Origin of the sequence: Streptomyces sp. S.PB5 (genome assembly GCF_030403745.1) — a bacterium.
Classification (GTDB): domain Bacteria; phylum Actinomycetota; class Actinomycetes; order Streptomycetales; family Streptomycetaceae; genus Streptomyces.
Genome location: NZ_JAQMWP010000018.1, coordinates 13,035 through 37,453, shown reverse-complemented (window position 1 = coordinate 37,453; position 24,419 = coordinate 13,035). Strand labels below are relative to the sequence as shown.

General features: G+C 71.6%; 20 protein-coding genes. 18 read left to right on the top strand and 2 right to left on the bottom strand.

Annotated features, from left to right (window positions below):
* The first annotated feature begins 72 nt into the window (after positions 1-72).
* From PH203_RS37205 to PH203_RS37185, 5 genes are read left to right on the top strand one after another with little or no spacing between them, the layout of a single operon-like run.
* Complete coding sequence (locus tag PH203_RS37205; protein ID WP_289925965.1) at positions 73-1,215, top strand: VOC family protein; 1,143 nt, start codon at positions 73-75, stop codon at positions 1,213-1,215.
* Positions 1,216-1,251: 36 nt separating this feature from the next.
* A complete protein-coding gene (locus PH203_RS37200) occupies positions 1,252-2,190 on the top strand; it encodes a fumarylacetoacetate hydrolase family protein (protein WP_289925964.1) in 939 nt (312 codons plus the stop codon).
* Between the two features lie 19 nt (positions 2,191-2,209).
* Positions 2,210-3,790, top strand: coding sequence for a bifunctional 3-(3-hydroxy-phenyl)propionate/3-hydroxycinnamic acid hydroxylase (locus tag PH203_RS37195; RefSeq protein ID WP_289925963.1), 1,581 nt, complete (start codon positions 2,210-2,212; stop codon positions 3,788-3,790).
* Positions 3,787-5,754 (top strand): acetoacetate--CoA ligase, encoded by a 1,968-nt coding sequence (locus PH203_RS37190; protein WP_289925962.1) that lies wholly within the window; start codon positions 3,787-3,789, stop codon positions 5,752-5,754. The genes PH203_RS37195 and PH203_RS37190 overlap by 4 nt, the downstream gene beginning before the upstream one ends.
* Positions 5,751-6,095, top strand: a complete 345-nt coding sequence (locus PH203_RS37185) for a DoxX family protein (RefSeq protein ID WP_289925960.1) — start codon at positions 5,751-5,753, stop codon at positions 6,093-6,095. Before PH203_RS37190 ends, PH203_RS37185 begins: the two co-directional genes overlap by 4 nt.
* 192 nt (positions 6,096-6,287) lie before the next feature.
* Here PH203_RS37185 and PH203_RS37180 read toward each other — a convergent pair whose 3' ends face one another.
* Positions 6,288-8,498, bottom strand: a complete 2,211-nt coding sequence (locus PH203_RS37180) for an MMPL family transporter (RefSeq protein WP_289925959.1) — start codon at positions 8,496-8,498, stop codon at positions 6,288-6,290.
* Between the two features lie 238 nt (positions 8,499-8,736).
* On the opposite strand from PH203_RS37180, the gene PH203_RS37175 reads away from it, so the two are divergent.
* The 11 genes from PH203_RS37175 (at position 8,737) to PH203_RS37125 (ending at position 20,621) form a co-directional block, all read left to right on the top strand.
* A complete protein-coding gene (locus tag PH203_RS37175) occupies positions 8,737-9,993 on the top strand; it encodes an ATP-grasp domain-containing protein (protein WP_289925958.1) in 1,257 nt (418 codons plus the stop codon).
* On the top strand, positions 9,990-10,823 hold the full coding sequence (locus tag PH203_RS37170; RefSeq protein ID WP_289925957.1) for a DUF364 domain-containing protein: 834 nt from the start codon (positions 9,990-9,992) through the stop codon (positions 10,821-10,823). The genes PH203_RS37175 and PH203_RS37170 overlap by 4 nt, the downstream gene beginning before the upstream one ends.
* On the top strand, positions 10,820-11,896 hold the full coding sequence (locus tag PH203_RS37165) for a pyridoxal-phosphate dependent enzyme (RefSeq protein ID WP_289925956.1): 1,077 nt from the start codon (positions 10,820-10,822) through the stop codon (positions 11,894-11,896). The genes PH203_RS37170 and PH203_RS37165 overlap by 4 nt, the downstream gene beginning before the upstream one ends.
* Positions 11,893-12,942, top strand: coding sequence for a dipeptide epimerase (locus PH203_RS37160; protein WP_289925955.1), 1,050 nt, complete (start codon positions 11,893-11,895; stop codon positions 12,940-12,942). The genes PH203_RS37165 and PH203_RS37160 overlap by 4 nt, the downstream gene beginning before the upstream one ends.
* The gene (locus tag PH203_RS37155) at positions 12,926-14,170 is read left to right on the top strand and encodes an MFS transporter (RefSeq protein WP_289925953.1); all 1,245 of its coding nucleotides are present in this window, start codon (positions 12,926-12,928) and stop codon (positions 14,168-14,170) included. The genes PH203_RS37160 and PH203_RS37155 overlap by 17 nt, the downstream gene beginning before the upstream one ends.
* Positions 14,171-14,180: 10 nt before the next feature.
* Positions 14,181-14,969 carry a class I SAM-dependent methyltransferase gene (locus tag PH203_RS37150; protein WP_289925951.1) on the top strand — a complete coding sequence of 263 codons (789 nt, stop codon included), beginning with the start codon at positions 14,181-14,183 and terminating at the stop codon, positions 14,967-14,969.
* A 40-nt stretch (positions 14,970-15,009) separates the two neighbouring features.
* Complete coding sequence (locus tag PH203_RS37145) at positions 15,010-16,575, top strand: ABC transporter substrate-binding protein (RefSeq protein WP_289925949.1); 1,566 nt, start codon at positions 15,010-15,012, stop codon at positions 16,573-16,575.
* The gene (locus PH203_RS37140) at positions 16,572-17,525 is read left to right on the top strand and encodes an ABC transporter permease (protein WP_289925947.1); all 954 of its coding nucleotides are present in this window, start codon (positions 16,572-16,574) and stop codon (positions 17,523-17,525) included. The genes PH203_RS37145 and PH203_RS37140 overlap by 4 nt, the downstream gene beginning before the upstream one ends.
* On the top strand, positions 17,522-18,364 hold the full coding sequence (locus PH203_RS37135; protein WP_289925945.1) for an ABC transporter permease subunit: 843 nt from the start codon (positions 17,522-17,524) through the stop codon (positions 18,362-18,364). The genes PH203_RS37140 and PH203_RS37135 overlap by 4 nt, the downstream gene beginning before the upstream one ends.
* Positions 18,365-18,369: 5 nt before the next feature.
* Complete coding sequence (locus PH203_RS37130) at positions 18,370-20,022, top strand: ATP-binding cassette domain-containing protein (RefSeq protein WP_289925943.1); 1,653 nt, start codon at positions 18,370-18,372, stop codon at positions 20,020-20,022.
* A gap of 65 nt (positions 20,023-20,087) precedes the next feature.
* Entirely contained in the window at positions 20,088-20,621 is a 534-nt protein-coding gene (locus tag PH203_RS37125) for a VOC family protein (protein ID WP_289925941.1), read from the top strand.
* A gap of 85 nt (positions 20,622-20,706) precedes the next feature.
* Here the strand turns inward: PH203_RS37125 and PH203_RS37120 are convergent, their stop codons facing one another.
* Positions 20,707-21,660, bottom strand: coding sequence for a LysR family transcriptional regulator (locus tag PH203_RS37120; protein WP_289925940.1), 954 nt, complete (start codon positions 21,658-21,660; stop codon positions 20,707-20,709).
* A gap of 172 nt (positions 21,661-21,832) precedes the next feature.
* Between PH203_RS37120 and PH203_RS37115 the strand changes: the two genes are divergently transcribed.
* Both PH203_RS37115 and PH203_RS37110 read left to right on the top strand, forming a co-directional pair.
* Positions 21,833-22,954: a PrpF domain-containing protein gene (locus PH203_RS37115; protein WP_289925937.1), complete on the top strand. Its 1,122-nt coding sequence runs from the start codon at positions 21,833-21,835 to the stop codon at positions 22,952-22,954.
* A gap of 98 nt (positions 22,955-23,052) precedes the next feature.
* Positions 23,053-24,306 (top strand): SLC13 family permease, encoded by a 1,254-nt coding sequence (locus tag PH203_RS37110; protein ID WP_289925935.1) that lies wholly within the window; start codon positions 23,053-23,055, stop codon positions 24,304-24,306.
* Positions 24,307-24,419 lie beyond the last annotated feature (113 nt).

The following is a 24,419-nucleotide window of genomic DNA, read 5'->3' as shown; positions in this document are numbered from 1 at the left end:
GCGAACATCTTGACGACGGAACTGTCACAGTTGATGATTTCCTCATTACGGCAATGTTGCTCGGAGGGCACCATGTCTGAAACACGCGTCAACGGGGACGTCCTCACGGCCCACCAGAACCTCCACAGTGAGCAGGGCGCCCTGCGCGGCGAACACCCCGGCCGCTCCCGGAACCCCGTGATCAAGGTGGCGGACCTGGCCTGGCTGGAGTTCGAGAAGCCCGACCTCGACCGGGCGGAGGTCTTCGCCCGCGACTTCGGCTTCGGCGTCGCCGCCCGCACCGAGAGCGAGCTGTGGCTGCGGGGTACCTTCGCGGGCTCGCCCTGCATGGTGATCCGGCGCGGTCGTACGTCTCGCTTCATCGGCCCGGCGTTCCGCGCCGCCGAGCGGGCCGACCTGGACCGGCTGGCCCGCACCACCGGATCGTCCGTTCGGGACTGCGACGTTCCCGGCGGCGGCAAGGTGGTCGACCTGCTCGATCCGTCGGGCTTCCCGGTCCGGGTCGTGCACTGCGGCGAACAGCTCCCCGCGCTGCCGGAACAGCAGCCGCTGCTGCTCAACTTCGGCACGGATCACCGGCGCACCAACACCACCCAGCGGCCGCCGCGCGAGCCGTCCCGCATTCAGCGCCTGGGCCACGTGGTGCTGGAGACGCGGGTGTTCGGCCGGGCCCTGGACTGGTACCTGGACACCCTCGGGATGATCGTGTCCGACTTCCTGTTCCTGGACGGGCAGCGCGACCGCGGCCCGACGATGGCGTTCATACGCTGCGACCTGGGCGGCGTACCGGCCGACCACCACACCCTGGCCATGCACCTGGGGCCGGGGACGGGGTATGTCCACTCCGCCTACCAGGTCACCGACCTGGACTCGATCGCCGCCGGTGGCGAGTACCTCAAGGAGCGCGGTTACAAGCGCAGTTGGGGCATCGGGCGGCACATCCAGGGCAGCCAGCTCTTCGACTACTGGCGCGACCCCGACCACTTCATGCTGGAGCACTTCGCCGACGGCGACCTGTTCTCCTGCGACGTCGAGCCCGGCTGGGCGCCCATGTCGACCAGCGGCCTGGCCCAGTGGGGGCCGCCCGCCACCCGCGACTTCCTCGGCGCGAGCCCCTCCCCGCAGCGGCTCCGCGATGTCATCGAGGCCCTGCGCGGCGACAACGAGATGGACCCGGCACGACTGTTCGGCCTGCTCAAGGCCGCCAACTCCTGACCCCCGCACGCAAATCCCCCTCACAAAGGTACTGACATGAGCACCAATGTCCTGCGCACCGCCGACGGCTGGTGGGTCGTCCTTGGCGACCGGGCCGTCCCGATCGACACCAAGGCCGTGACCACCGCCGAACTGCTGGCCGACCGCGACGCCGTCCGTGAGGCCGCCGCCTCCGGCGAACCGGGCACACCCGTCGCCGACCTGGTCGCGCTCTCGCCGGTCACCACGCCCTGCCGGGTGGTCGCCCAGATGGTCAACTACCGCAGCCACGCCCGCGATTCGGGCTTCAAGGGCGACGTCCCGCCCACCTTCTTCCGCAAGGCATCCGGCTCGGTCAGCGGCCCCGGCGACGCCGTCGTCCGGCCCTCCCACGTGAAATTCCTCGACTACGAGATCGAGTTGGGCCTCGTCATGGGCGCGCCGCTGCCCGTCGGCACCGTCGTCGAGGAACGGGACCTGCCGTCATACATCGCCGGGCTGGTGATCACCAACGACGTCAGCGCCCGCGAGGTGCAGCTGACCAAGACGCAGTTCTACGAGAGCAAGTCGTACCCGACCTTCACGCCGACCGGTCCGTACCTGTCGTTGCTGGAGCCGGAGGACTTCGCTCATCTCCTGGATCTGCGGCTGAAGTTGAGCGTCAACGGCGAGCTGCGCCAGGACCGCACCCTGGCCGACATGATCGTCCGCCCGGCCCAGGCGCTGACCCTGCTGGCCCGCTTCCAGACCCTGGACGCCGGCGACCTGTTGCTCACCGGTACTCCCGGCGGCACGGCCCTGAAGGCGCCGCCGAAGGCCGTCGAGAAGATCGGTGCACTGCTGCCCCCGGCGGTGAAGTGGAAGGCGTTCTTCAAGAGCCAGGCCAAGAACCCGCACTACCTGAACCCGGGCGACGTGATCACGGCGACGATCGCGACCCCTGACGGCCGCATCGACCTCGGCGAGCAGCGCACGCCCGTCGCGGACACGAACTGATACCCGAGGTGAGCCGCACATGACCGTCGATGAAGCCGCACGTGTGCCCGTCGTGATCGTCGGGGCCGGGCCGGTGGGCGTGACCGCTGCCCTCCTCCTGGCCCGGCACGGCGTCCGCAGTGTCGTCCTCGAACGCCACCAGGACGTCTACCCGCTCCCCCGCGCCGTCGCAAGCGACGACGAGATCCACCGAATCCTCCAAGCGGCGGGCGTCGGTGAGGAGTTCGCCGCGATCTCCCGCCCGGCGAAGGGGCTGCGGCTGCTGGACGCCCGGCACCGGGTGATGGCCGAGTTCCGGCGCACCGAGCACGGCCGGCACGGCTACCCGCAGACCGGCATGTTCGACCAGCCCGAGCTGGAGCGCGTACTGCGCGACGCCCTGGCCCGGCGCCCGGAGTGCGAACTGCGCGCCGGCGTGGAGGTCACCGGCGTCGGCCCGGACTCCACCGGCCCGGTCCGGGTGACCTACCGTGACGAGGAGGGCGGTGAGCATGAGCTGTGGGCCGACGCGGTCCTGGGCTGCGACGGCGCGGGCAGCCTCACCCGCGAGGCGATCGGCGGCGTGTGGGAGGACCTGCGCTTCGAGGAGCGCTGGAAGGTCATCGACGTCGACACGACGGGCCCCGTCCGCAGCTGGGAAGGCGTCGACCAGGTCTGCGACGCGGCCCGGCCGGCCACCTTCATGCGCGTGAGCGAGAACCGCTACCGCTGGGAGTTCCGGCTCGGGGAAGGACAAGAGACGGTCCGTGAGCTGATCGCCCCGTGGCTGCCACCGTCGTACGACGGGGACTTCGAGGTGGTCCGCGAGACGCAGTACACCTTCCGGGCCCGCGTCGCCGACCGCTGGCGCAGCGGACGGGTCTTCCTGCTCGGCGACGCCGCCCACCTCACCCCGCCGTTCATCGGACAGGGCCTGTGCTCGGGGCTGAGGGACGCCTACAACCTCACCTGGAAACTCGCCCGCGTCCTCCAACAGGGCGGCGACGAACGGCTGTTGGACACCTACGAGAGCGAACGCAAGCCGCACGCACGGCATGTGGTCCGCCTCGCGGTCGCCATGGGCTGGGCCATGACCGGCGGCCAGGACGGCGCCGCCGCGCTCCGCCGCCGGGCGCTGGCCACGGCCTGCCGCATACCCGGCCTGACCGAGCTGGCCGGCCGCGACCTCAGCCCGCCCCTCACCGCCGGGCCCCTGGTGTGGCGCGGGGTCCGCCGACGCCTGGCAGGCACGCACTGCCCCCAACCGTGGGTGAGCGTCGGCGGACGACGTACCCGTCTCGACGAGCTGCTCGGCGACTCCTTCGCCGTGCTGACCGCCTCCGAACCCGGACCCTCCCTGACCGCGCTCGCGCACGGTCTCGGCGTGCCCGCGGTCCCGGTGGCCGACCTCGGCGACGACGGCACCCTCGCCGCCTGGCTGCGCGCCGGGCGCGCGGACGCGGTCCTGCTGCGGCCCGACCGCGTCGTGATGGACGTCGTCCCCTCGGGCGGCCGCGACTTCACGTCGACCTCCTGGGCCTCCCTGCTGCACACCACACGAACCCCTGTCCCTTCCGAACGGGTGGCCCCGAAAAGCCTGTTGAGGAGTACGACGCCATGAGCACGCCCTTCTTCACGCCCGATCCAGAGACGGCGGCCGCCAGTCGCATCGCGGACTTCGCCCGGCTCCAGAGCATGGACCCCGACGACTACGCCGCCCTGCATCAGTGGTCGGTCACCGACCTGGAGGGCTTCTGGGGCGCGGTGTGGGAGTACTTCGGCATCGATTCCGACACCCCGTACGAGCAGGTGCTGGCTGAGGACAGCATGCCCGGCGCCCGGTGGTTTCCCGGCGCCACGCTCAACTACGCCCACCACGCGCTGCGCAACGTCCGCGACGACGACACGGCGATCATCGCCCTCGACGAGACCGGTGCCGGGTACGAGGTGACCGGCGCCCGGTTGCGTGCCCAGGTGGCATCCGTGGCCGCCACCCTGCGCGACCTCGGCGTCAGCAAGGGCGACCGGGTCGTCGGCTATCTGCCCAACGCCCCGCACGCCATCGTCGCGTTCCTCGCCGCAGCGAGTCTGGGTGCGGTCTGGTCGGTGTGCGGGCAGGACTACGCCCCGAAGGCCGCCGCCGACCGGTTCGCCCAGCTCGAACCCACCGTGCTGATCGCCGCCGACGGCTACCTCTTCAACGGCACCACCCACGACCGCCGCGACGCCGTCCTCGAACTCGCCCACACTCTCCCGACGTTGAAGGCGACCCTGCTGGTGGACCACATGGGCCTGCCTTGGCCGTCGCAGGCGTACCCGTCGCTGGTGGTCCCCTGGGAGGATGCCTCCACCCGTACCGAGGAACCCGCCCATGTGTCGGTCCCGTTCGACCATCCGCTGTGGGTCGTGTTCTCCTCCGGCACCACCGGCCTGCCCAAGGGCATCGTCCACGGCCACGGCGGTGTGCTCCTGGAGCATCTGAAGACCCTGGGCCTGCACTCGGACTTGGGCCCCGGCGACCGCCTCCTCTGGTACACCACCACCCATTGGATGATGTGGAACCTGGTCGCCTCCACCCTCCTCACCGGTGCCACCACCTGCACCTACGACGGCAGCCCGGCCCCCTTCGCCAGGCTCGACCGCCTCTGGGAACTGGCCGCCCGCCACCGGGTCACCGTCTTCGGCACCAGTCCCCAATACCTGCTGGGCATGGCCAAGTTCGGCATCGACCCGTCCGTCCACGACCTGTCGTCGATCCGCGTCGTCGGCTGCACGGGCTCGGCCCTGCCCGCATCCGCCTATCCCTGGGTCCGCGAGCACGTCGGCGACCACGTCCTGCTGGCCTCGATCAGCGGCGGCACCGACATCGTCTCCGGTTTCGCGGGCAGCGCCCCCAACACCCCTGTCTGGGCGGGCGAGTTGTCCGCACCGAACCTGGGTGTGGCGCTGGCCGCGTACGACGCCGAGGGCTTCCCCGTCATCGACCAGGTCGGCGAGCTGGTCGTCACGCGCCCCATGCCCTCGATGCCGCTGTACTTCTGGAACGACCCGGAGGGCGCCCGCTACCGCGACGCCTACTTCTCGGCGTACCCCGGGGTGTGGCGACACGGCGACTGGATCACGGTCACCGGCCACGGCTCGGTGATCATCCACGGCCGCTCCGACTCCACCCTCAACCGCAACGGCGTACGGCTCGGCAGCGCCGACATCCATGACGCCGTCGAACGTCTCCCCGAGATCACCGAGGCCCTGGTCATCGGCGCGGAGGAACCCGACGGCGGCTACTGGATGCCGCTGTTCGTGGTCCCGGCGGCGGGCGTCGAACTCGACGACACCCTCCGGGAGAGGATCAAGGACGCCATCCGCACCGGCGCCTCACCCCGCCACGTCCCCGACGAGATCCTCGAAGTGCCGGGCATCCCGCACACCCGCACCGGCAAGAAGCTGGAGGTCCCGATCAAGCGACTGCTCCAGGGTGCCGCGGTGGAGCAGGTCGTCAATCCGGCCACTGTGGACAGCCCTGAGCTCATCGACCACTACGCCCGGCTGGGCGAGGAGCGCCGCAAGGGCAGGTCCGCCTCATGACCACCGTGCTCGCCGTCGTCCTGTCCCTGGTCTTCCTTCCGCTGGGGCTGGCGAAGCTCGCCGCGGCGCCGGTCATGCGGCAGGCGGCGGCCCATCTCGGCATGTCGGTCCGGCTCTATCGCGTCGTCGGCGCGCTGGAGGTGGCCGGGGTCGCCGGTCTGCTGACGGGTCTGGCCTGGACGCCGCTGGGCGTGGCCGCCGCGACAGGCCTCGCCCTGCTGATGGCCGCGGCGGCAGCGGTCCACCTGCGCCACGGCGACCCGCTCCCTCGGGCCGTCCCGGCGGCCGTAGTGGCCCTGATCTCCTTGGCGTACACGGCAACGGCGATGGCCGCCGGCTGACCGCGTCCTGTACGGCCGGGCGCGGGCGGCCCCTGTGAGGGTGGCGGCCGCCCCTCCCCGGCTCCGCGCGGGCTGTCATCGCACACCGGTCTCCCTCTCCCCCCGAGGCCGGGCGGCCTGCGCCGACGTCCGGGGCCTGCGAGACGGCTGGGCTCGTCAGGCCCCGGACGTGACACCCCGCTCCCGGGGATGTCAGTCGCGCTCGGAGGCAGTGGCGGGCGTCTCGCTCGGCTGTGCCGGGGGCTTGGGCAGATCGCGCCCCTCGATGTCCACGTTCGGCAGGATCTTCTGCAGACCGCGCGGCAGCCACCAGCCGGCCCGGCCGACCCACATGAGCACCGCGGGCACGAACGTCATCCGGATGAGGAAGGCGTCGACCAGAACCCCGAAGGCCAGGGCGAAGGCGATCGGCTTCACGATCGCGTCCTGCATCGTGACGAACCCCGCGAAGACCGCCACCATGATCAGCGCGGCGGCGGTGACCACCCGGAACGCCAGGGGTGAGCCCGTCAGGACGGCCCGGCGGGCGTCGCCGCCATGGGCGTACTCCTCGTGGATGCTGGAGACGACGAACACCTCGTAGTCCATGGCGAGCCCGAAGAGTACGGCCATGAGGATGATCGGCAGGAAGGACACGACGGGCCCGGTCCGCGTGACGTCAATGAAATCCGCGGCCCAGCCCCACTGGAAGACCGCGACCACGGCACCGAAGGAGGCCGCGACCGAGAGCAGGAACCCGACCGTCGCCTTGACCGGGACCACGAGGGAACGGAAGACGATCAGCAGAATCAGCAGACACAGGCCCACGACCACGACGGCGAAGGTCAGCAGCGAGTCGCTGAGCTTCTGCGACACGTCGACGTTGACCGCGGTCTGGCCGGTGACCTGGAGCGAGATCCCGGTCCGGGACCGGATCGAGGACTCCTCGGCCCGCAGTGCCGTGACCAGATCCTTGGTGGCCTCGTCCCCGGAGCCGGTGGTCGGCACGACGGTCAGCAGCGCGTGCTCGGAGTCGAGTTGCTGGGCCGCCGAGGCGAGGGCGACGCCCTTGGTGGCGGCCAGCTCCTTGCGCACGGTGTTCAGTTCGGCGGTCAGCTGCGCGGCGGAGGACGCCTTGGCATCGCCGGTGTTCATGAGGATGAGCAGCGGTCCGTTGAGGCCGGGGCCGAACTCCTCGGTGATGGTGTCGTAGGTCTCGCGCTGGGTGGTGCCCTTCGCGGCGCTGCCGTTGTCGGGCAGGGCGAGCTGCAGGTCGCGGGCGGGCCAGGCGACGACCAGGAGTCCGGCGGTGACGAGGACGACGGTGAGGGCGGGGACGCGGGTCACCGTATGCACCCATCGGGCGCCGAGCGTCTGCTTCGGGGCGGTCCGGTCGCCGGGTGCGGAGGTCTTCTTCGGCCTGGGCCTGAGCCGGTCGCCCGCGAATCCCAGCAGCGCGGGGAGCAGGGTGAGGGCGACGAGCGCGGCGATCGCCACGCCACCCGCACCGGCGAGCCCCATCGCGGTCAGGAAGGGGATGCCGACGACGGAGAGTCCGACCATGGCGATGATCACGGTGAGCGCGGCGAAGGCGACCGCGCTGCCGGAGGTGCCGATCGCGCGGGCCGCCGACTCGTCGGTGGCCATACCGGCCTTCAGCTGGTCCCGATGGCGCGACAGGATGAACAGCGTGTAGTCGATGCCGACCGCGAGGCCCAGCATGACCGTGAGGGTCAGCGCCGTGGAGGAGATCGCGGTCAGGTGGCTCACCAGGAGCAGTCCGCCGGCCCCGATGACGACGCCGACGACGGCGGTGAGCACCGGCATCCCGGCCGCGAGCAGCGAGCCGAACGTGATCACCAGGATGATCAGGGCGATGACGACACCGACGACCTCCTTGGCGCTGATGTCGACTCCGGTGCTGTTGTATGCCTGACCGCCCACCGACACCGTGAGCCCGGCCTTCTCGGCCGGGGCGATCGTGTCCTCCAGGGCATCCAGCGAACCGTCCTCGAGCTCGGCGTTGGAGACGGAGTACTGGATCTGCGCGAGGGCGGAGCGGCCGTCCCTGGACACGGCCTGGGTCTGCTCGGGCGAGAGAACCGCGGTCACCTGCGGGGCGTCGGCTGCCTCCTTGAGGGTCGCGGCGATCCCCGGCTGGTATTTCCGTGCGGTGACCTTCTCCCCCTCGGGAGCGGTGAAGACGATCTGCGCGTTGGTTCCGCCGGCCGCCGGATACACCCGACCGAGCGTGTCCAGGGCCTGCTGGGACTCCGAGCCAGGGATCGTGAACGTGTCGTCGGTGTCCTCACCGACGACGCCGAGACCTGCCACGACCGCGGCGATCACCACGGCCCAGAGGGCGAGGACGATCCTGCGGCGGCGGAAGGCGAGTTTCCCCAGCCGGTAGAGAAGGGTGGCCACGGCTCACTCCGGTCATCGGCTCACGGACCTACTGATGAATACCTCAAAGTAAGTGAAAGCTCTCATATGTGTTCCGATCGCGCACCCGGACACCAGCGCCCCAGGGGCGGGCCGGTAAGGGACTAGTAAATGAAAATGATTATCGATAGCTTGTGTGAGCGCAATGCCCGGCCCCTCCCGCCCGAGGGCTTCTCCGGGCTGCCCTGAATCCTGAACTCGCTGCACGAAAAGGGGAGTTGTGGCTCATCTGCTGATGGTCGAGAGCTGGGTCGGGTCGATGAGCAGACTGCTGCCGAGGGCCATCCGGGAGGGCGGCCACGAGTTCACCTTCCTCACCCGCGACCTCCACCACTACCTCCGCTCGGCACCCGAGGGCGCCGCCCACCCGCTGCTCGGCGCGCGCAACATCATCACCGCCGACACCAACGACACCGACACTCTGCTGCCCGAGATCGAGCGACTGCACGCGGTGCTGGGCTTCGACGGCGTCCTCACCTCCTGCGACTACTACCTGCCTGCGGTGGCACGGATCGCCGGGCGTCTGGGCCTGCCCGGTCCCGGCCCTGAGGCGGTCGAGAACGCCTGCCGCAAGGACGCCACCCGTCGGATCCTCGCCGAGGCGGGAGTGCCCGGGCCGCGGTATGCCGTGCACGAGGAGTGGGCCGATCTCGCGCGGGCGGCGCGGGAGATCGGCTATCCGCTGGTGGTGAAGCCCGTGGACCTGTGCGCGGGCATGTATGTGCGGCGCGTCGACGACGAAGAACAACTAGCTGCTGCTGTACGCGCGTTGGCGGAGTTCCCGGTCAACGCCCGCGGTCAGCGGCGCGATCCGGCGGTGCAGCTGGAGGAGCTGCTGGACGGCCCCGAGGTGAGCGTCGAGACCGTGTCGTACGCCGGGGCGGTGCACGTGGTGGGTGTGACCGACAAGAGCATCGGCGGGGCGCCCGCGTTCATCGAGACCGGGCACATGTTCCCGGCCGCCCTGTCGGCCGCCGACACCGAGGCCGCCGAACACACCGCGCTCGCCGCGCTGAAGGCCCTCGGCCTCACCGACGGGGTCGTGGCGCACACCGAGATCAAGCTGACCTCCTCCGGTCCGCGCGTGGTCGAGGTCAATCCGCGGCCTGCCGGGAACCGCATCACCGAGCTGGTCCGCCATGTGACCGGCATCGACCTGGCCGCCGCGTTCGTGGACGTCTCCCTCGGCCACGAGCCAGATCTGCGGGGCGGCGACACCGGGCTGTGCAGCGCGGCCATCGGTTTCCTGGTGCCGGAGAGCTCGGGCACGCTCGAAGCGCTGGATGCCTCCGAACTCCGGGACCCGACAGGGGTGTTGGAGCTACAACTCGCCGAGCCCGGCCGGCCGGTGAAGGCGGCCGGCAGCAACAACGAGTACCTGGGCCATGTCATGGCAGGCGATGCCACGGGCCTGGGCGCCCGCGACCGGGTCGAGGGCCTGCTCGGCGAGCTGCGCTCCGGGCTGGTGATCCGATGACCACCGCCATCGGTACCCTGACGTTCGATGACCTCGTGGCGCGCACCCGCTCCGGTGAGCTGGGCCCGGACCCTGCCGCGCAGCGCATCGCCGTGGCCTTCACCACGCGGCAGGCGGTACGGCACGAGGGCCGGGGCACCGGCTATCGCAACGAGGTGCTCAGTCTGCGGCTGGGCGCGGCCGTCGGCTCCTGCGCGGTCGAACCCGGCGCTCTGCCCGACGGGGCCGTGGAGGAGTGTGTGGGCGCCGACGTGGCCACGCTGCTGGCCCATCCGCTCCTGCCGATGCGCGTGGCCGCGCTGGACGCCTATCTGATGCACGTCACCCCGCACACTCCGGAGCACGGGGCAAGGCCCGCCGCGCTGCCCGCCGGGACTTCGTTGGAGAAGTCCCGTGCGCGGGCGCAGGCCGTGATCGGGCTGCTGGATCTGCCCGCGGGCGCGACCGTGCTGGTGGTCGGAGTGGTCAACTCCCTGCTGGAGGCGCTGCGTTCGCGCGGTCTGCGCTATGTGCCGTGCGACCTCAAGGGCGGGCGGACCGAGTGGGACGAAGTCGTCGTCACCGACGCGCTCGCCGCGGCGGACGGCTGCGACGCGCTGCTGGTGTCGGGGATGACGCTCGGCAACGGCACCTTCGATCCGCTGCGCGAGCACGCGCGGACGCACGGCAAGCCGCTGGTCGCGTTCGCGCAGACCGGCAGTGCCGTACTGCCCCGCTTCCTCGGTCACGGAGTGAGCGCGGTGTGCGCCGAGCCCTACCCCTTCTTCTGGCTCGACGGCGGTCCCGGCGTCGTCCACCGCTACACCGGCGGTCCGGAGGGCGGGCGATGACCACCACGGCCGTCCTCCCCGTCGCCCGCCCTGAACTGCTCACCCTCCTCGGCCGCACTCCCCTGGTCCGCGTCACGGCCGAACTGCCCGGCCCGCACCCCGGTTTCTGGGCCAAGCTCGAAGGTCTCGCGGCGGGCGGCATGAAGGCGCGGGCCGCCGTGTCGATGCTGCTGGGTGCCCGGCAGCGGGGCGAACTGCGGCCCGGCGCCCCGGTGGTGGAGTCGACCTCGGGGACGCTCGGCATCGGGCTCGCCTTCGCGGGCCAGGCCCTCGGCCACCCCGTGGTCCTGGTCGGCGACAGTGAACTGGAGCCGTCCATGCGGCAGTTGCTGCGCTCCCACGGCGTGCGACTGGAGATCGTGGACCGCCCGGCACCCCGGGGTGGCTGGCAGGCCGCACGCCTGGCCCGGCTGCGGGAACTGCTCGCCGTGCTGCCCGGCGCGTACTGGCCGGACCAGTACAACAACCCCGACAACAGCGCCGGTTACGCCTCGCTCGCCGCCGAACTCGTCAACCGGCTCGACCATCTGGACATCCTGGTGTGCAGCGTCGGGACCGGCGGGCACAGTGCCGGGATCATCGGTCCGCTACGGCGCCGCTGGCCCGCGCTGCGGCTGATCGGCGTCGACTCGACCGGCTCCACCATCTTCGGCCAGCCCGCCCGGCCGCGGCTGATGCGCGGCCTGGGCAGCAGCATCCACCCGCGCAATGTCGCCTACGACGCCTTCGACGAGGTCCACTGGGTGGGTCCCGCCGAGGCCGTCGACAGCTGCCGGCGCCTCGCCCGGGGCAGCTTCGTCAGCGGCGGCTGGAGCACCGGCGCCGCCGCCCGCGTAGCCGCCTGGGCCGCGCGCGTCCATCCCGGCGCGGTCGTCGCCACGGTCTTCCCCGACGGCCCGCACCGCTACCTCGGCACCGTCTACGACGACGACTTCGCCACCGCCCACGGCCTCGACCTCGCCACGGCCGCCACCCGCCCCGTCGAGATCCCGCACCCCCGTGCGGCCGAGGCCACCGGCTGGGTGCGCTGCACCCGTGTCGCCGACCCCCTGCTCCTGGAAAGGACCCCGTGAAGGCCAGCCTGCGCACCGTACGCCTCGCACTCGCCGAGCCGCTGCGCATCTCCCGCTCCACCATGTCCGCCCGCGACGCCGTGTGGCTCACCGTCGAACACGACGGCGTCACCGGTCACGGCGAGGCCGTCACCAGCGTCTACTACGGACTCGACACCGACACTCTCGTACGACTTCTCACCGTTGCCGGTGCGGCCCTGTCCCGCTTCCCCGATCCCGAAAGCGCCTTGCAGGACGGCGAGTTGACGGACGCAAGCCTTCCGCCGGCGGTGACCGCCGCCCTCGAAGCCGCTCTCCTCGACCTTGTCGGCAAGCGGGCGGGCAGCCCCGTTCACCGGCTCCTCGGCACTCACGAGCCCCCGGTCGCGGCCACCGCCCGCACCATCGGCATCACCGCACCGGCCGACGCGGCCGCGCAGGCCCGCCGACTCGCAGCGAGCGGCTTCGAGGTCATCAAGGTCAAGGCGGGGACCATCGACCCGGAGGACGATGTGGAGCGGGTCCGCGTCATCCGCGACGCCGCTCCCAGGGCCCGGCTGCTCCTCGACCCCAACGGCGCCTGGACCCCGGCCCAGGCCGAGGCCCTGCTCCCCCGGTTCGCCGAGATCGGCGTCGAGGCCGTCGAGCAGCCGCTCCCGCCCGGCAGCCCGGAGGCACTGGGTGCACTGGCCGAGCGCTCACCGCTGCCGGTCATCGCCGACGAGGACGCCGTGGACCTGGAGGACGTACGCCGTCTGGCCGGACGCGTCCAGGGCGTCAACGTCAAGCTCGCCAAGTGCGGCGGGGTGCGCGCCGCCCTGCGGATCGCCGACGCGATCGACGGCAGCGGCACGGAGTTGATGCTCGGCTGTCTCACCGCCAGCTCGCTCGGGCTCGCGCCCGCCGTGCATCTGGCCGACCGGGCCCGCTGGACCGACCTCGACGGACATCTGCTGCTCGCCCACGACCCGTGGACCGGCATCGGCGGCGAGGACGGCGTCATCCGCGCAAACGGCCGCCCCGGGCTGGGAGTCGAGGAGGTGGGGGCCTATGAAGACGTGGCGTGAGATGCGCGGCTTCCCGCTCGCCGTCCAGCTCCTGCTGGTCAACCAGCTCGGCGTCAACACCGGCTTCTACCTCCTCATCCCCTACCTCGCCACCCACCTCACCGACAACCTGGGCATGTCGGCGGCCGTCGTCGGGATCGTCCTCGGGGTGCGAAACCTCAGCCAGCAGGGCCTGTTCATCATCGGCGGCTCCGCCTCCGACCGGCTCGGCGCGCGCGGCGTGATCATCGCCGGATGCGCGCTGCGGACCGTCGGGTTCGCGCTGTTCGCGCTCGGCGACGACCCGGCCGTGCTGCTCGCCGCGTCCGTGCTGAGCGGGCTGGCCGGGGCGCTGTTCAACCCCGCCGTGCGCACCTACATCGCCCAGGAGGCTGACGAGCGCAAGGCGGAGGCGTTCGCGCTGTTCAACGTGTTCGCCACGACCGGCGCCCTGATCGGACCGCTGCTGGGCAGCGCGCTGCTGCTGGTCGACTTCCGGACGTCCGCGCTCACCGCGGCCGGTATCTTCGCGGTCCTCACCGTCGCGCAGGCCCTGGTGCTGCCCGCCCGCAAGGTCGAGCCCGGCAAGGGCACGGTGCTCGGCGACTGGCGCGAGGTGCTCGGCAACCGTGCCTTCCTCGCTTTCGCGCTCGCCATGGTCGGCATGTTCACCCTGGAGAACCAGCTCTACCTGCTGTTGCCCGACGGCGCCCGGCAGGCCACCGGCTGGGACGGCGCGGCCGGACTCGTCTTCCTGGTCGGCACCCTCACCAACCTGGCGCTGCAACTGCGCATCACCAGCGCTCTCAAGGAGCGCGGGAACAGGGCGCGTTGGATCGCCACGGGGCTGGGACTGATGGCGCTGGCGTTCCTGCCGCCCGCCCTGGTCGTGGGCTCCTCCGGCCACCCCGTGCTGCGCGCCCTGCCCGTCCTGGCCGGCGCCCTGCTGCTCTACCTCGGGGTCATGGTCGCCCAGCCGTTCGTGATGGAGCTGATCCCCGGATTCGGCCGCAGCGAGCTGACCGGCACCTACTTCGGCATCTTCTACGTGGTGTCCGGCATCGCCGCCGCCGTCGGCAACACCATTGTCGGCTGGGCCATGGACGCCGGTGAGCGCGGCGGCGCCGACTGGCTGCCGTGGGCGTGCTGCGCCCTGTTCGGGCTGGCCTCGGCGCTGGGGGTGGCCTGGCTGCACCGGGCGGGGTCGCTGCCGACGCCGTCGAAGCCCGCCGTACCGGCGACGGTCTGAGGGGGCCCGGATGACTCTTCCGCGCAACCTCCTCACCGACAACCCCGAACTGTACGAGGCCCGCTTCCCCGACCCCGACCGGCTGGCCGGGCGCTGGACGGAGGACTGCCTGCGCCGGCACGGGGCCGGGCCGCGCGTCCTGGACATGGGCTGCGGCACCGGCCGCGACGCCGCCTACCTGCACGGCGTGGGCCGCACAGTCACCGGCGCCGATCTGTCGGAGGCGATGCTGGCCCATGCCCGGGTCCACCATCCCGGTCCGGAGTACGTCCGCGCCGACCTGCACGGGTTCGACGTGGGCCGGTTCGACGCCGTGGTGTGCCTGGACAGCGCGCTGCTGTACTGCCACACCAACGCCCAGCTCGACACGTTCCTGACGTCGTGCCGTCGGGCCCTGTCGCCCGGCGGGCTGCTGGTCGCGGAGCTGCGCAACGGCGCGTACTTCCTCGGCCGCACCGACCTGCTGGACACGCCCACCGCCAACTCCTTCACCTGGCAGGGCACCGTCCACCGTTCCACGACCACGCTCACCGTGGACCGCACGGCCCAACTCCTGTGCCGCACCCGCGTCTGGACCGCGGACGACGGCTCGGACCCGGTCGAGCAGCACTCGGCGTGGCGACTGCTGTTCCCCCAGGAGCTACGGCACCTGCTGGCCGCGCACGGCTTCGAGGTGCTCGAACTCCACGACGGGCCCGGACCGCGCACCGAACCCCCGTGGCAGGAGGGCCGGTTGCCGGGCGACAAGGCGGACGCGGACCGGCTGCATGTCGTCGCGCGCCTCAATTCCGTTTTCTGATCTCTCACTTCTTTCTGATCTCTCACTTCAAGGACCATCCATGTACGACGAACGTCATCCCCTCCTGCGCCGCCGTGGTTTCCTCGCAGCCGCCTCGCTGGGCGCGCTCGCCCTCACCACCGGGTGCGGTACCGGCGACAACGACGGCGACGCCAAGAGCGACGGTGCTCCGCAGCGCGGCGGGCGGTTGCGTGCCGCCTTCGCGGGCGGCGGCGCGAGCGAGACCCTCGATCCGCATCTGGCCAACCTCTTCGCCGACGCGGCCCGCGCCAAGGCGCTGTACGACAAACTCGCCGACTACGGCGCCGACTTGTCCGCACAGCCCCGGCTGGCCACCAAGTGGGAGGCCAACAAGACCCTCGACCGCTGGCAGGTCACCCTGCGCGAGGCCACCTTCCACGACGGCAAGCCGGTCACCGCCGAGGACGTCCTGTACAGCTACCGCCGTATCGCCGACCCGGACAAGGCGTTCCGCGCCAAGGCGTCCCTGGAGCCCATCGACCTGGACGCCAGCCGCGCCACCGGGCAGCGGTCGATCGAGTTCGTGCTCAAGCGGCCCACGGCCGAATTCCCCAACGTGCTCGCCGCGTTCGGGGCGTACATCGTCCCCGACAAGGCAGCCGACTTCGACAAGAACCCGATCGGCTCCGGCCCCTTCCGGTTCGTCTCCTTCGCCCCCGGCCGGTCCGCCGTATTCCGCCGCTACGACGACTACTGGGAGGGCGCCCCGCACCTGGACGAGCTCGAGTTCGTGGTCGCCAACGAGGAGTCGGCCCGCGCCAACGCGCTCCTCGGCGGCCAGATCGAGTACGCGCACGAACTCAACCCGACCACGGCCCGCGCCCACGAGGGCAAGGGCCAGATCGAGATCGTGCGGCTGCGCAACAGCGCCATGCAGGCGTTCTGCATGAAGACGGACCGGCCGCCCTTCGACGACCCGCGCGTGCGGCAGGCGTTCTTCCTCATCGCCGACCGCAAGGAACTCGTCGACGGGGCGCTGTCCGGGGCGGGGGTGGTCGGCAACGACCTGTTCGGCAAGGGATACGAGTACTATGACGGCTCCCTGCCCCAGCGCGAGCAGGACCTCGACAAGGCCCGCGCCCTGCTCAAGCAGGCCGGCGCCGAGAACCTCAAGGTCACCCTGGACACCTCGGCCGTCGCCGCCGGGTTCACCGAAGCCGCGAGCATCTTCCGCGACCAGGCCGCCAAGGCGGGTGTCACGATCGACGTGAAGATGGGCAGCAAGGACTCCTACTGGGCCGACATCCTGAACAACGGCACCCTGTGCTGCTACCGCTCCGGCGCCATGCCCATCGAGGCCCACATCTCCCAGCGGCTGCTCACCGACTCCACCACCAATGCCACCAAGTGGCAGCACAAGGACTTCGACGCGCTCTACGAGCAGGCCCAGTCCACCCGCGACGAGTCAGCGCGAGCGGCCGTCTTCGACCGGATGCAGCGCCGTCTGTACACCGAGGGCGGTTTCCTGATCTGGGGGTTCGCCGACTGGATCCTCGGAACGGCCCGCAGTGTGCGGGGCGTTGAGGCCAAGGCGCCCGCCAACACGCTCGACTGGGCGCGCTTCGACAAGGTCTGGCTGGCGTGAGCGGACTGCGTTCCTTCGTCGTCCGGCGGCTGCTTCTCGGCGTCGCGCAGACCGTGGCCGTGGTGCTGCTGGTCTTCGCGCTCACCGAGGCGCTGCCGGGCGACGCCGCCGTGGCTCTGGCCGGCGACCAGCCCGACCCGGCCCGGATCGCGGCGATCCGCGAGACCATGCACCTCGACAAGCCTGCTCACGAACGGCTCGCCGACTGGGCAACGGGGCTGCTCCACGGCGACCTCGGCACCTCGCTGGTCTCCGGCCGCCCGGTCGGCCGGTACATCGCCGACGGCTTCGGCCCCACGCTCCTGCTGGCCGCGCTCACCCTGGCACTGCTCGTGCCCCTCGGCTTCGGCCTCGGCGTGCTCGCCGCCCGCCACGAGGGGCGCCTCGCCGACCGGTTGATCAGCTCGGTGACGCTCGCGGTGTACGCGGTGCCCGAGTTCGCCCTCGGGGTACTGCTGGTGACCGTGCTGGCGCTGCAACTGGCCTGGCTGCCGCCGACCGCCGTCGGCTACGGCACGGACCTGCTCGGTCACCCGGCAGCGCTCGTCCTGCCGGTGCTCGTCCTGCTGGCGCGCCCGGTGTGCTCACTGTCCCGGCTGGTGCGGGCGGGCATGATCGACGCACTGGCCTCGCCGTACGTGGCGCAGGCCCGGCGTTACGGGATCTCGGGCGCCCGCGTCCGCTACACCCACGCCCTTCCCAATGCCCTGGCCCCGGCCGTCCAGCAACTGGCCCGTACCGTCGACTGGTTGCTGTGCGGCGTCATCGTCGTGGAGGCGCTGTACGTGATCCCCGGTCTCGGCACCGTGCTCCTCAACGCCGTCGCCGAACGCGACGTGCCGGTGGTCCAGGGGCTCGCGGTGGTGTTCGGCGTGCTGACCGTCGTGCTCAATCTCGGCGCGGACGTCGTGGCCCACCGTCTGGCGCCCCGGGCGGGGGTGGCCGCGTGAGGAAGGTGCGTACGGGGCGCTTCGCGCTCGGGGTCGCGGTCATCGCCGTACCCCTGCTCATCGCCCTGCTGGGGCCGGTGTTCGCGGGTCAACCGGGGCCGCGGGCACCGTCGTTCACGCTGGGCGGCGGTCACTGGCTCGGCACCGACTTCGTGGGCCGGGACGTGTGGCAGCAGGTGCTGCACGGAGGCAGGCCGGTCGTGCTGACCGCACTGGCCGCCACCGCGCTGTCGTATCTCGTCGCGCTCCCCGTAGGTCTGGCCGCGGCGCTCACCCATCGCCGCCCGCTGGAGGAGTTGCTGATGCGACCCCTGGATGTCCTGCTCGCGGTGCCGTCCCTGCTGCTGATCCTGCTGGCCGCGACGGTGTTCTCGCCGGGTGCCGTCGGGGTCGCGCTGCTGGTGGCGCTGGTCAACGTGCCCGATGCCGCCCGCCTCGTCCGGGCCGCCGCGGCGGAGGTCGCCGCCCGACCGGCGGTCGAGGCGCTGCGTATGCAGGGCGAGACGTGGGGGCGGATGGCCGTGGGCTATGTCGGCCGGTCCGTCCTGCGCACCCTGGCCGCGGACGCCGGGACACGGCTGACCGGCGTGCTGTATCTGGTCGCGACGGCCGCGTTCCTCGGCGTCGGGGTGGCCCCGGACGCCGCCGACTGGGCGGTGATGGTCGACCGCAACCGTACGGGCCTGTTCGTCCAGCCGTGGGCCGTCGTCGTCCCCGCCCTGCTGATCGTCGCGCTGACGATGGGCACCAATCTCCTCTTCGACGCGGCGCTCGGGGGCGACCGGGGCCGAAACGCAGCCGAGCACCGCCGCCGGGCAGGAAGTGAAGCACGCTTGTGAACCACATGGACGACAGTGCGGAACGGGGCATGGAGCGCTCGGACGCGGAGCCCATTGCTGAGGCTTCCGTCGAGGAGCCTCCGTCGCAGAAGTCCGTCGCCGAAGAGCCCTTGGCCGAGCTGCGTGATCTGCGCGTCGAGATCGACGGCAGGGCGATCGTCGACGGAGTGACGCTCAGGGCGCTGCCCGGCAAGGTCATCGCCCTGGTCGGCGCCTCCGGCAGCGGCAAGACCACCACCGGACTGGCCCTGCTCGGCGAGTACCCGCGGGGCGCCCGCGTCACCGGTGAGGTGCACCGGGCAGCCGACGGCCTCGTGGGTTACGTCCCGCAGCATCCCGCGGCCGTGCTCAACCCCGCCCGCCGGATCTCCGCGCTGCTCACCGACATCGCCCGTACGCAGGTGGTTCATCTGCCGCGAGCGCAGCGCCGGACGGCGGCCCGCGAACGGGTCCTGCGGGCCCTGGCCGAGGCCCAACTACCAGACGCCGAAGCTCTCTTGCGCCGCTACCCGCACCAGCTCTCGGGTGGTCAGCAGCAGCGCGTCGTCCTCGCTCAGGCCCTGCTGCTGGGTGCGCGGATCATCGTCGCGGACGAGCCCACCACCGGCCAGGACGCCCTCACCAAGAGCCGTGTCGTCGAGCAGCTGGCGGCGGTCGCCGCACGGGGCATCGCCGTCGTCCTGCTCAGCCACGATCTGGACGTCGTACGGGCGCTCGCCGACGAGGTGATCGTCATGCGGGCGGGCCGGGTCGTGGAGTCCGGTCCGACGCAGCGCCTGTGGTCGGCGCCCCGGCATCCATGGACGCGCGAACTCCTCGCCGAACAGCCGCAGTTCACGACGAAGGAGGGCTCAGCCGGGCGACCCGTCCTCCAGATCCGGGACCTGGTCGCCCGCCACCGCGACATCGCCGCACGCGGCACGACCGAGGTGCTGCGTACTCCCCGACTCGACCTGCACAGCGGCGAATGCCTGGCCGTGGTCGGCCGTTCCGGGAGCGGCAAAACCACCCTCGCCCGTTGTCTGGCCGGGCTCCACCGCGACCACGACGGCGAGGTCCTCCTCGACGGCGCCCCGCTGCCGCGCAGTCTGCGCGGACGCAGCCGCGCGCAACTCGCCGCTGTGCAGTACGTCTTCCAGGACGCACGCGCCGCCTTCGACGAACACCGACCGGTGCTCCACCAGGTCGCACGCACCGCGATACGGCTGCGCGGCACCGCCCCCGCCACCGCGACGCGGGAAGCCCTGGCCACGCTGGCCGGCCTCGGCCTGGGCGAGGACCTCGCCCGCCGACGCCCCGGGCGGCTCTCCGGCGGTGAACTCCAGCGAGCCGCCCTCGCCCGCGCCCTGCTGGCCCGCCCGCGCGTCCTCGTCTGCGACGAGATCACCTCCGGCCTGGACACCGTCACCCGGCGCGGCATCCTCGACCTCCTCACCACCCTGCTCGACGACCGCGCCGACGACCTGTCCCTCGTCCTGATCACCCACGACCTGGACACCGCCGCACTCGCCCAGCGCATCGCCGTCCTGGACGCAGGCGAACTCGTCGAACAGGGACCGGCCCAACGCGTCCTCACCGCACCCCGCCATCACTTCACCCGGTCACTCATGGGCAGTACGTCCCGTCGGTGGGCCGACCAGGCGTCATCGACCGTCTAGGACAGGAACAGACCTATTGGCGACCTACCGTCGAAGCGTCAGGCACCACCGGCGAAGGGAACACCATGACCGAACAGAGGACTGCCGCTCCCCAGGGCTACACCAGCGTGGCCCCCTGGGTGGTCACGGACGACACCGGTGCGTTTCTCGACTTCGTGGCCCAGGCCTTCGAAGGTGAAGAACTCGGGCGGGTGGTGACCGAGGACGGTCTGATCGGACATGGTGAGATCCGCGTCGGCGACACGGTCGTCCTCGCCTTCGACCGCCGCGCGGACTGGCCGGTCATGCCGAGCCTGCTGCGCGTGTTCGTCGCCGACGCGGACGAGACGTTCTCCCGGGCCCTGGCGGCAGGCGGCCAGGTGGTCACCGCGGTGACGAACGACGCCTTCGGACAGCGCGGCGGTCGCGTCAAGGACCCGTTCGGGAACATCTGGTGGGTGGTCAGCCATATGGAGGACGTGCCCGAGGCGGAGATGTGGCAGCGGTTGCAGGAGCCGGTGTACGCCGAGGCCATGCGTGTGGCCCAGGAGACGCTGGACGCGGAGCTCAGCGGCCGACGCGACGGACGCAGCAGCGCGCCCGTCAAGAACGGCGGCTGACTCGACCCGTCTACCGGGCCCGGCGGGGTGAGTTCCAGGGCGTGTCGCTCGCCGGCGCGGCTCAGCGGGGGCGGGTGCCGCGCCGTCAGCCCCGCCGGACCGCGCCCAGCTGGGCCCGGTGCAGGTCCGGGGCGGCGAATTTCTGTGCCACGGTGCGCAGGACGCGGGCCATCGCCTGGGCGGGCGGGGTGGCGGGGCGGGCCGCGGCGCGGGCGAGGAGGATACGGCGGGTGGGCGCCGGGACGTCGGAGGCGAACGGCAGCAGGCGTACGTCGCTGCGTCGGCTGGTGAGTGCCAGGCGGGGTGCGAGCGCGATGCCGAGACCGGCGGCGACCATGGCCTGCGCTTCCTGGTAGTCGTGCGAGGAGTAGGCGATGCGCGGCTCGAACCCCGCCTGGCGGCAGCTGCGGCGCAGGACGTCGGCGCCGGGATGGTTGTCGGCGCGGATGATCCACTCCTGGTCGGCGAGGTCACCGAGCCGCACGGAGGGACGGGTGCGCAGGGGCGAGTCGGCCGGGACGACCAGCACCGTGGGGTCGTCCAGCAGGTGGGTGAGGGCAAGCGCCGGATCGTCGAAGCGGTTCCACTCGTAGTCCCAGAGCAGCCCTTGGTCCACCTCACCGGTGTGCAGCATCTCCCTGAGCTCCGCGAGAACTCCGGCACGCACCTCGATGCGGATGCCGGCATGGCGCCGCCGGAACCGTGTGAGCGCCAACGGCAGCAGCGACGCGCTCGCCGTGGGGAAGGAACCGAGGCGCAAGCTGCCCTGGTCGAGGGCGGTGAAGGAGTCCAGGTCGGCCTGGGCGGCACGCAGCTCCCGGCGGATCGCCTGACCGCGTTCGGCCAGCGCGGCACCCGCCGGGGTGGGGCGGATACCCCGGGGCAGCCGCTCGATCAGGGGCTGGCCCGCCTCCTGCTCCAGCAGGGACATCTGCTGGGAGGCGGCGGAGGTCGTCATGCCGAGGGCTTCCGCCGCGGCCGTGAGCGAACCGCGTTCGGCGGCCTCGGTGAGCAGCAGCAGACGGCGCACGTTCAACATGCCGATGACTTTAGCTGAGCTGAACCCAGGTGAAGCGAACTGCGATTGTTCCGAAGTCACACCTCTGCCAAGGTCTGCGCAATCGCCGAGCGGTTAACCGGCCCGCCACACGCCCGTAACCACCGCCTCGGCCGCTTCCCCTACCCCCGTTGATCCAGGAAGAGCCTCAGACGTGCACATTCCCGCGACCCTGGTACGTGGCGGCACAAGCAAGTGCTGGCTGTTCAACCAGGTCGATGTCCCCGCCGACCGCGGCGACCTCGAAAGCCTTCTGGTCGCCGCGTACGGCGCGACCGATCCCGTAGAGCTGGACGGGGTGGGCGGGGCGACCCCGACGACCTCCAAGGCTGCCGTGGTCAGCGCCTCACCCGAGCCCGGCATCGACGTCGACTACCTCTTCGCCCAAGTCGGCATCGGCACAGGCTCGGTGGAGTGGACGAGCAACTGCGGCAACTGCGCCACCGGCGTCGCCCTGTACGCGGTGACCAAAGGACTGGTTCCGGTCACCGGCGACCAGACCCGCGTGGTGATGCGCAACATCAATACCGGCTCGGTCCTCGAAGGAATCGTCGACACCCGGGGAGGCGTGGTGCGCCACTTCGGCCACCAGACCGTACCCGGCACCCGTGCCGGTGGGGTCGCGGTCGGCCTCACCTTCCGCGACCCCGCCAATGACACCGACCGCCTGCTCCTCCCCACCGGCCGGGCCGCCCAGGACCTGCGGGTCGGCGCCGCCGAGCCGGTCCGCGTGAGCATGGTGGCCGCAGGCGCTCCGGTCGTCCTCGTCGACGCCGCCAGTGCCGGGCGTACCGGTGCCGAATCCCTGGGGCGGATGGGCGCGGACGTCCCCTGGCTGCGTACCGTCCGCCATGCCGCCGCTCCCCTGATGGGACTGCTCCAGCCGGGCGAGGAACCGGGCGACGCGGTGCCCAAGGTGGGCTTGGTCGGCCCGCCGGTGCCGTACGCCACCACGCTCGGTGAACCGGTCGGTGCCGAGGACTACGACGTGTCGGTGCGCATGCTCACCATGAACGCCCCGCACCCCGCCATCGGCCTGACCTCGGCAGTCGCCGTCGCGGCGGCCGGGCTGCTGGAGGGGTCCGTGGTCTCCCGGATCACGGGCGGCCCGAGGGACGAGTGGCTGCGCCTCGGCACGCCCGCCGGTGTCGTCGCGGTCCGCTGCACCGACGTACGGGACGGCCTGCCGCACCGGGTCACCGTGCAGCGCGCGGCCCGGCTGCTCGCCGACGCCCGGATCTACGTACCGCAGGCAGACCGCCCGCAAGCAGCCTGAACCGCGCCAGACCTCTCCTCTGTCATGCCGGCTCCCCGCCGCGCTACCCTCGCGCCCTCGGGGCGCGCCATCCCGTCCCCACCGCACCAAGGACAAAGATGTCTGTTGAAGTGATCTCCGTAGGCGCCCTGTTGGTGATGTTCGTGGTCGGCACCGTGCTGCCGATCAACCTGGGCATCCTCGCGTTCGTCGCCACCTTCGCGGTCGGGACCGCCTCACTCGGCCTCACCGAGGACGAGATCTTCGAGGGTTTCCCGGCGAAGCTCTTCGTCACCATCGTCGGCGTCACCTACCTGTTCTCCGTCGCCCGCCGCAACGGCACCATCGACTGGCTGGTCGCGGCGGGGGTCAGGCTGGTGCGCGGCAAGGTCGAGCTCATCCCCTGGGTGCTGTTCCTGGTGGCCGCCCTGCTGACGGCGTTCGGTACGTTCACCCCGGCCGCGGTGGCGATCCTCGCGCCGATCGGCATGAACTTCGCCTACCGCTACAAGCTCAACCCACTGGTCGTCGGCATGATGGTGATCAGCGGCGGGCACGCGGGCGCGTTCTCGCCACTGGCCGTCTCCGGTGCGCTGGTGCTGGGCCTCGTAGACAAGAGCGAGGTGCATGTCTCGGCCGTGGCGCTGTTCAGCGCCAGCTTCGTGATCAACCTCGTGCTCGCGGTCCTCACCTACGTCCTGCTCGCCAAGCGCCCCGCCCCGCTGGCCGAGGGCCCCGCGCAGACAGCCGACGACGAGGACCTCGCCGTCTCCGGCAGCCCCGACTGGCGCCAGTGGCTCACCCTCGCCTCCCTGGTGGCCCTCGTCGTCGGCGCGCTCGGCTTCCACCTGGAGATCGGCTTCCTCGCGCTGGCCGCGGGCGCTCTGCTGGCCCTGGTGGACATGAAGCGGCAGGAGAAGGCCGTCGACGGCGTCAGCTGGTCCACCCTGCTGCTGGTCGCGGGCATGATGACGTACATCGCGATGCTGGAGAAGGCCGGCATCATCGAGGAACTCTCCGAGCACGCCGCCGGCCTGGGCGCCCCGCTCGTCGTGGCCCTGCTGCTGTGCTTCACCGTGGCCATCACCTCCGCCTTCGCCTCCTCCACGGCGATCCTGACCGCGATCATCCCCCTCGCCGTCCCCCTGCTGCTGTCCAGCCATCTCAGCGCCGCCGGACTGATCGCCGCGCTCGCCGTCTCCACGACGATCGTCGACACCTCTCCCTTCTCGACCAACGGAGCACTGGTCCTCAGCAACGCCCGCGGCGTGGACACCCGTCGCTTCTACCGCCAGGTCATCGGCTACACGAGCGGCATCGTCGCCTTCGGCCCCGTCATCGCCTGGGGCGCCCTGGTCCTGCCCTGGTCCTAGCGCAAAGACCGACGACGGACAGCGGAGGGCGCCGAGCCGGACCACGGCCGGCACCCTCCGCGCTGCGGCCCGGCAGCCGCCCCTTCCGTTCTCATTCGCAGCCGTCGCCCCGG

Excerpts from the sequence above, each read along its gene's own strand:
- PH203_RS37205 (WP_289925965.1), top strand. The coding sequence starts at position 73 with ATGTCTGAAACACGCGTCAACGGGGACGTCCTCACGGCCCACCAGAAC.
- PH203_RS37200 (WP_289925964.1), top strand. The coding sequence starts at position 1,252 with ATGAGCACCAATGTCCTGCGCACCGCCGACGGCTGGTGGGTCGTCCTT.
- PH203_RS37195 (WP_289925963.1), top strand. The coding sequence starts at position 2,210 with ATGACCGTCGATGAAGCCGCACGTGTGCCCGTCGTGATCGTCGGGGCC.
- PH203_RS37190 (WP_289925962.1), top strand. The coding sequence starts at position 3,787 with ATGAGCACGCCCTTCTTCACGCCCGATCCAGAGACGGCGGCCGCCAGT.
- PH203_RS37185 (WP_289925960.1), top strand. The coding sequence starts at position 5,751 with ATGACCACCGTGCTCGCCGTCGTCCTGTCCCTGGTCTTCCTTCCGCTG.
- PH203_RS37170 (WP_289925957.1), top strand. The coding sequence starts at position 9,990 with ATGACCACCGCCATCGGTACCCTGACGTTCGATGACCTCGTGGCGCGC.
- PH203_RS37165 (WP_289925956.1), top strand. The coding sequence starts at position 10,820 with ATGACCACCACGGCCGTCCTCCCCGTCGCCCGCCCTGAACTGCTCACC.
- PH203_RS37155 (WP_289925953.1), top strand. The coding sequence starts at position 12,926 with ATGAAGACGTGGCGTGAGATGCGCGGCTTCCCGCTCGCCGTCCAGCTC.
- PH203_RS37150 (WP_289925951.1), top strand. The coding sequence starts at position 14,181 with ATGACTCTTCCGCGCAACCTCCTCACCGACAACCCCGAACTGTACGAG.
- PH203_RS37145 (WP_289925949.1), top strand. The coding sequence starts at position 15,010 with ATGTACGACGAACGTCATCCCCTCCTGCGCCGCCGTGGTTTCCTCGCA.
- PH203_RS37130 (WP_289925943.1), top strand. The coding sequence starts at position 18,370 with ATGGACGACAGTGCGGAACGGGGCATGGAGCGCTCGGACGCGGAGCCC.
- PH203_RS37125 (WP_289925941.1), top strand. The coding sequence starts at position 20,088 with ATGACCGAACAGAGGACTGCCGCTCCCCAGGGCTACACCAGCGTGGCC.
- PH203_RS37120 (WP_289925940.1), bottom strand. The coding sequence starts at position 21,660 with ATGTTGAACGTGCGCCGTCTGCTGCTGCTCACCGAGGCCGCCGAACGC.
- PH203_RS37110 (WP_289925935.1), top strand. The coding sequence starts at position 23,053 with ATGTCTGTTGAAGTGATCTCCGTAGGCGCCCTGTTGGTGATGTTCGTG.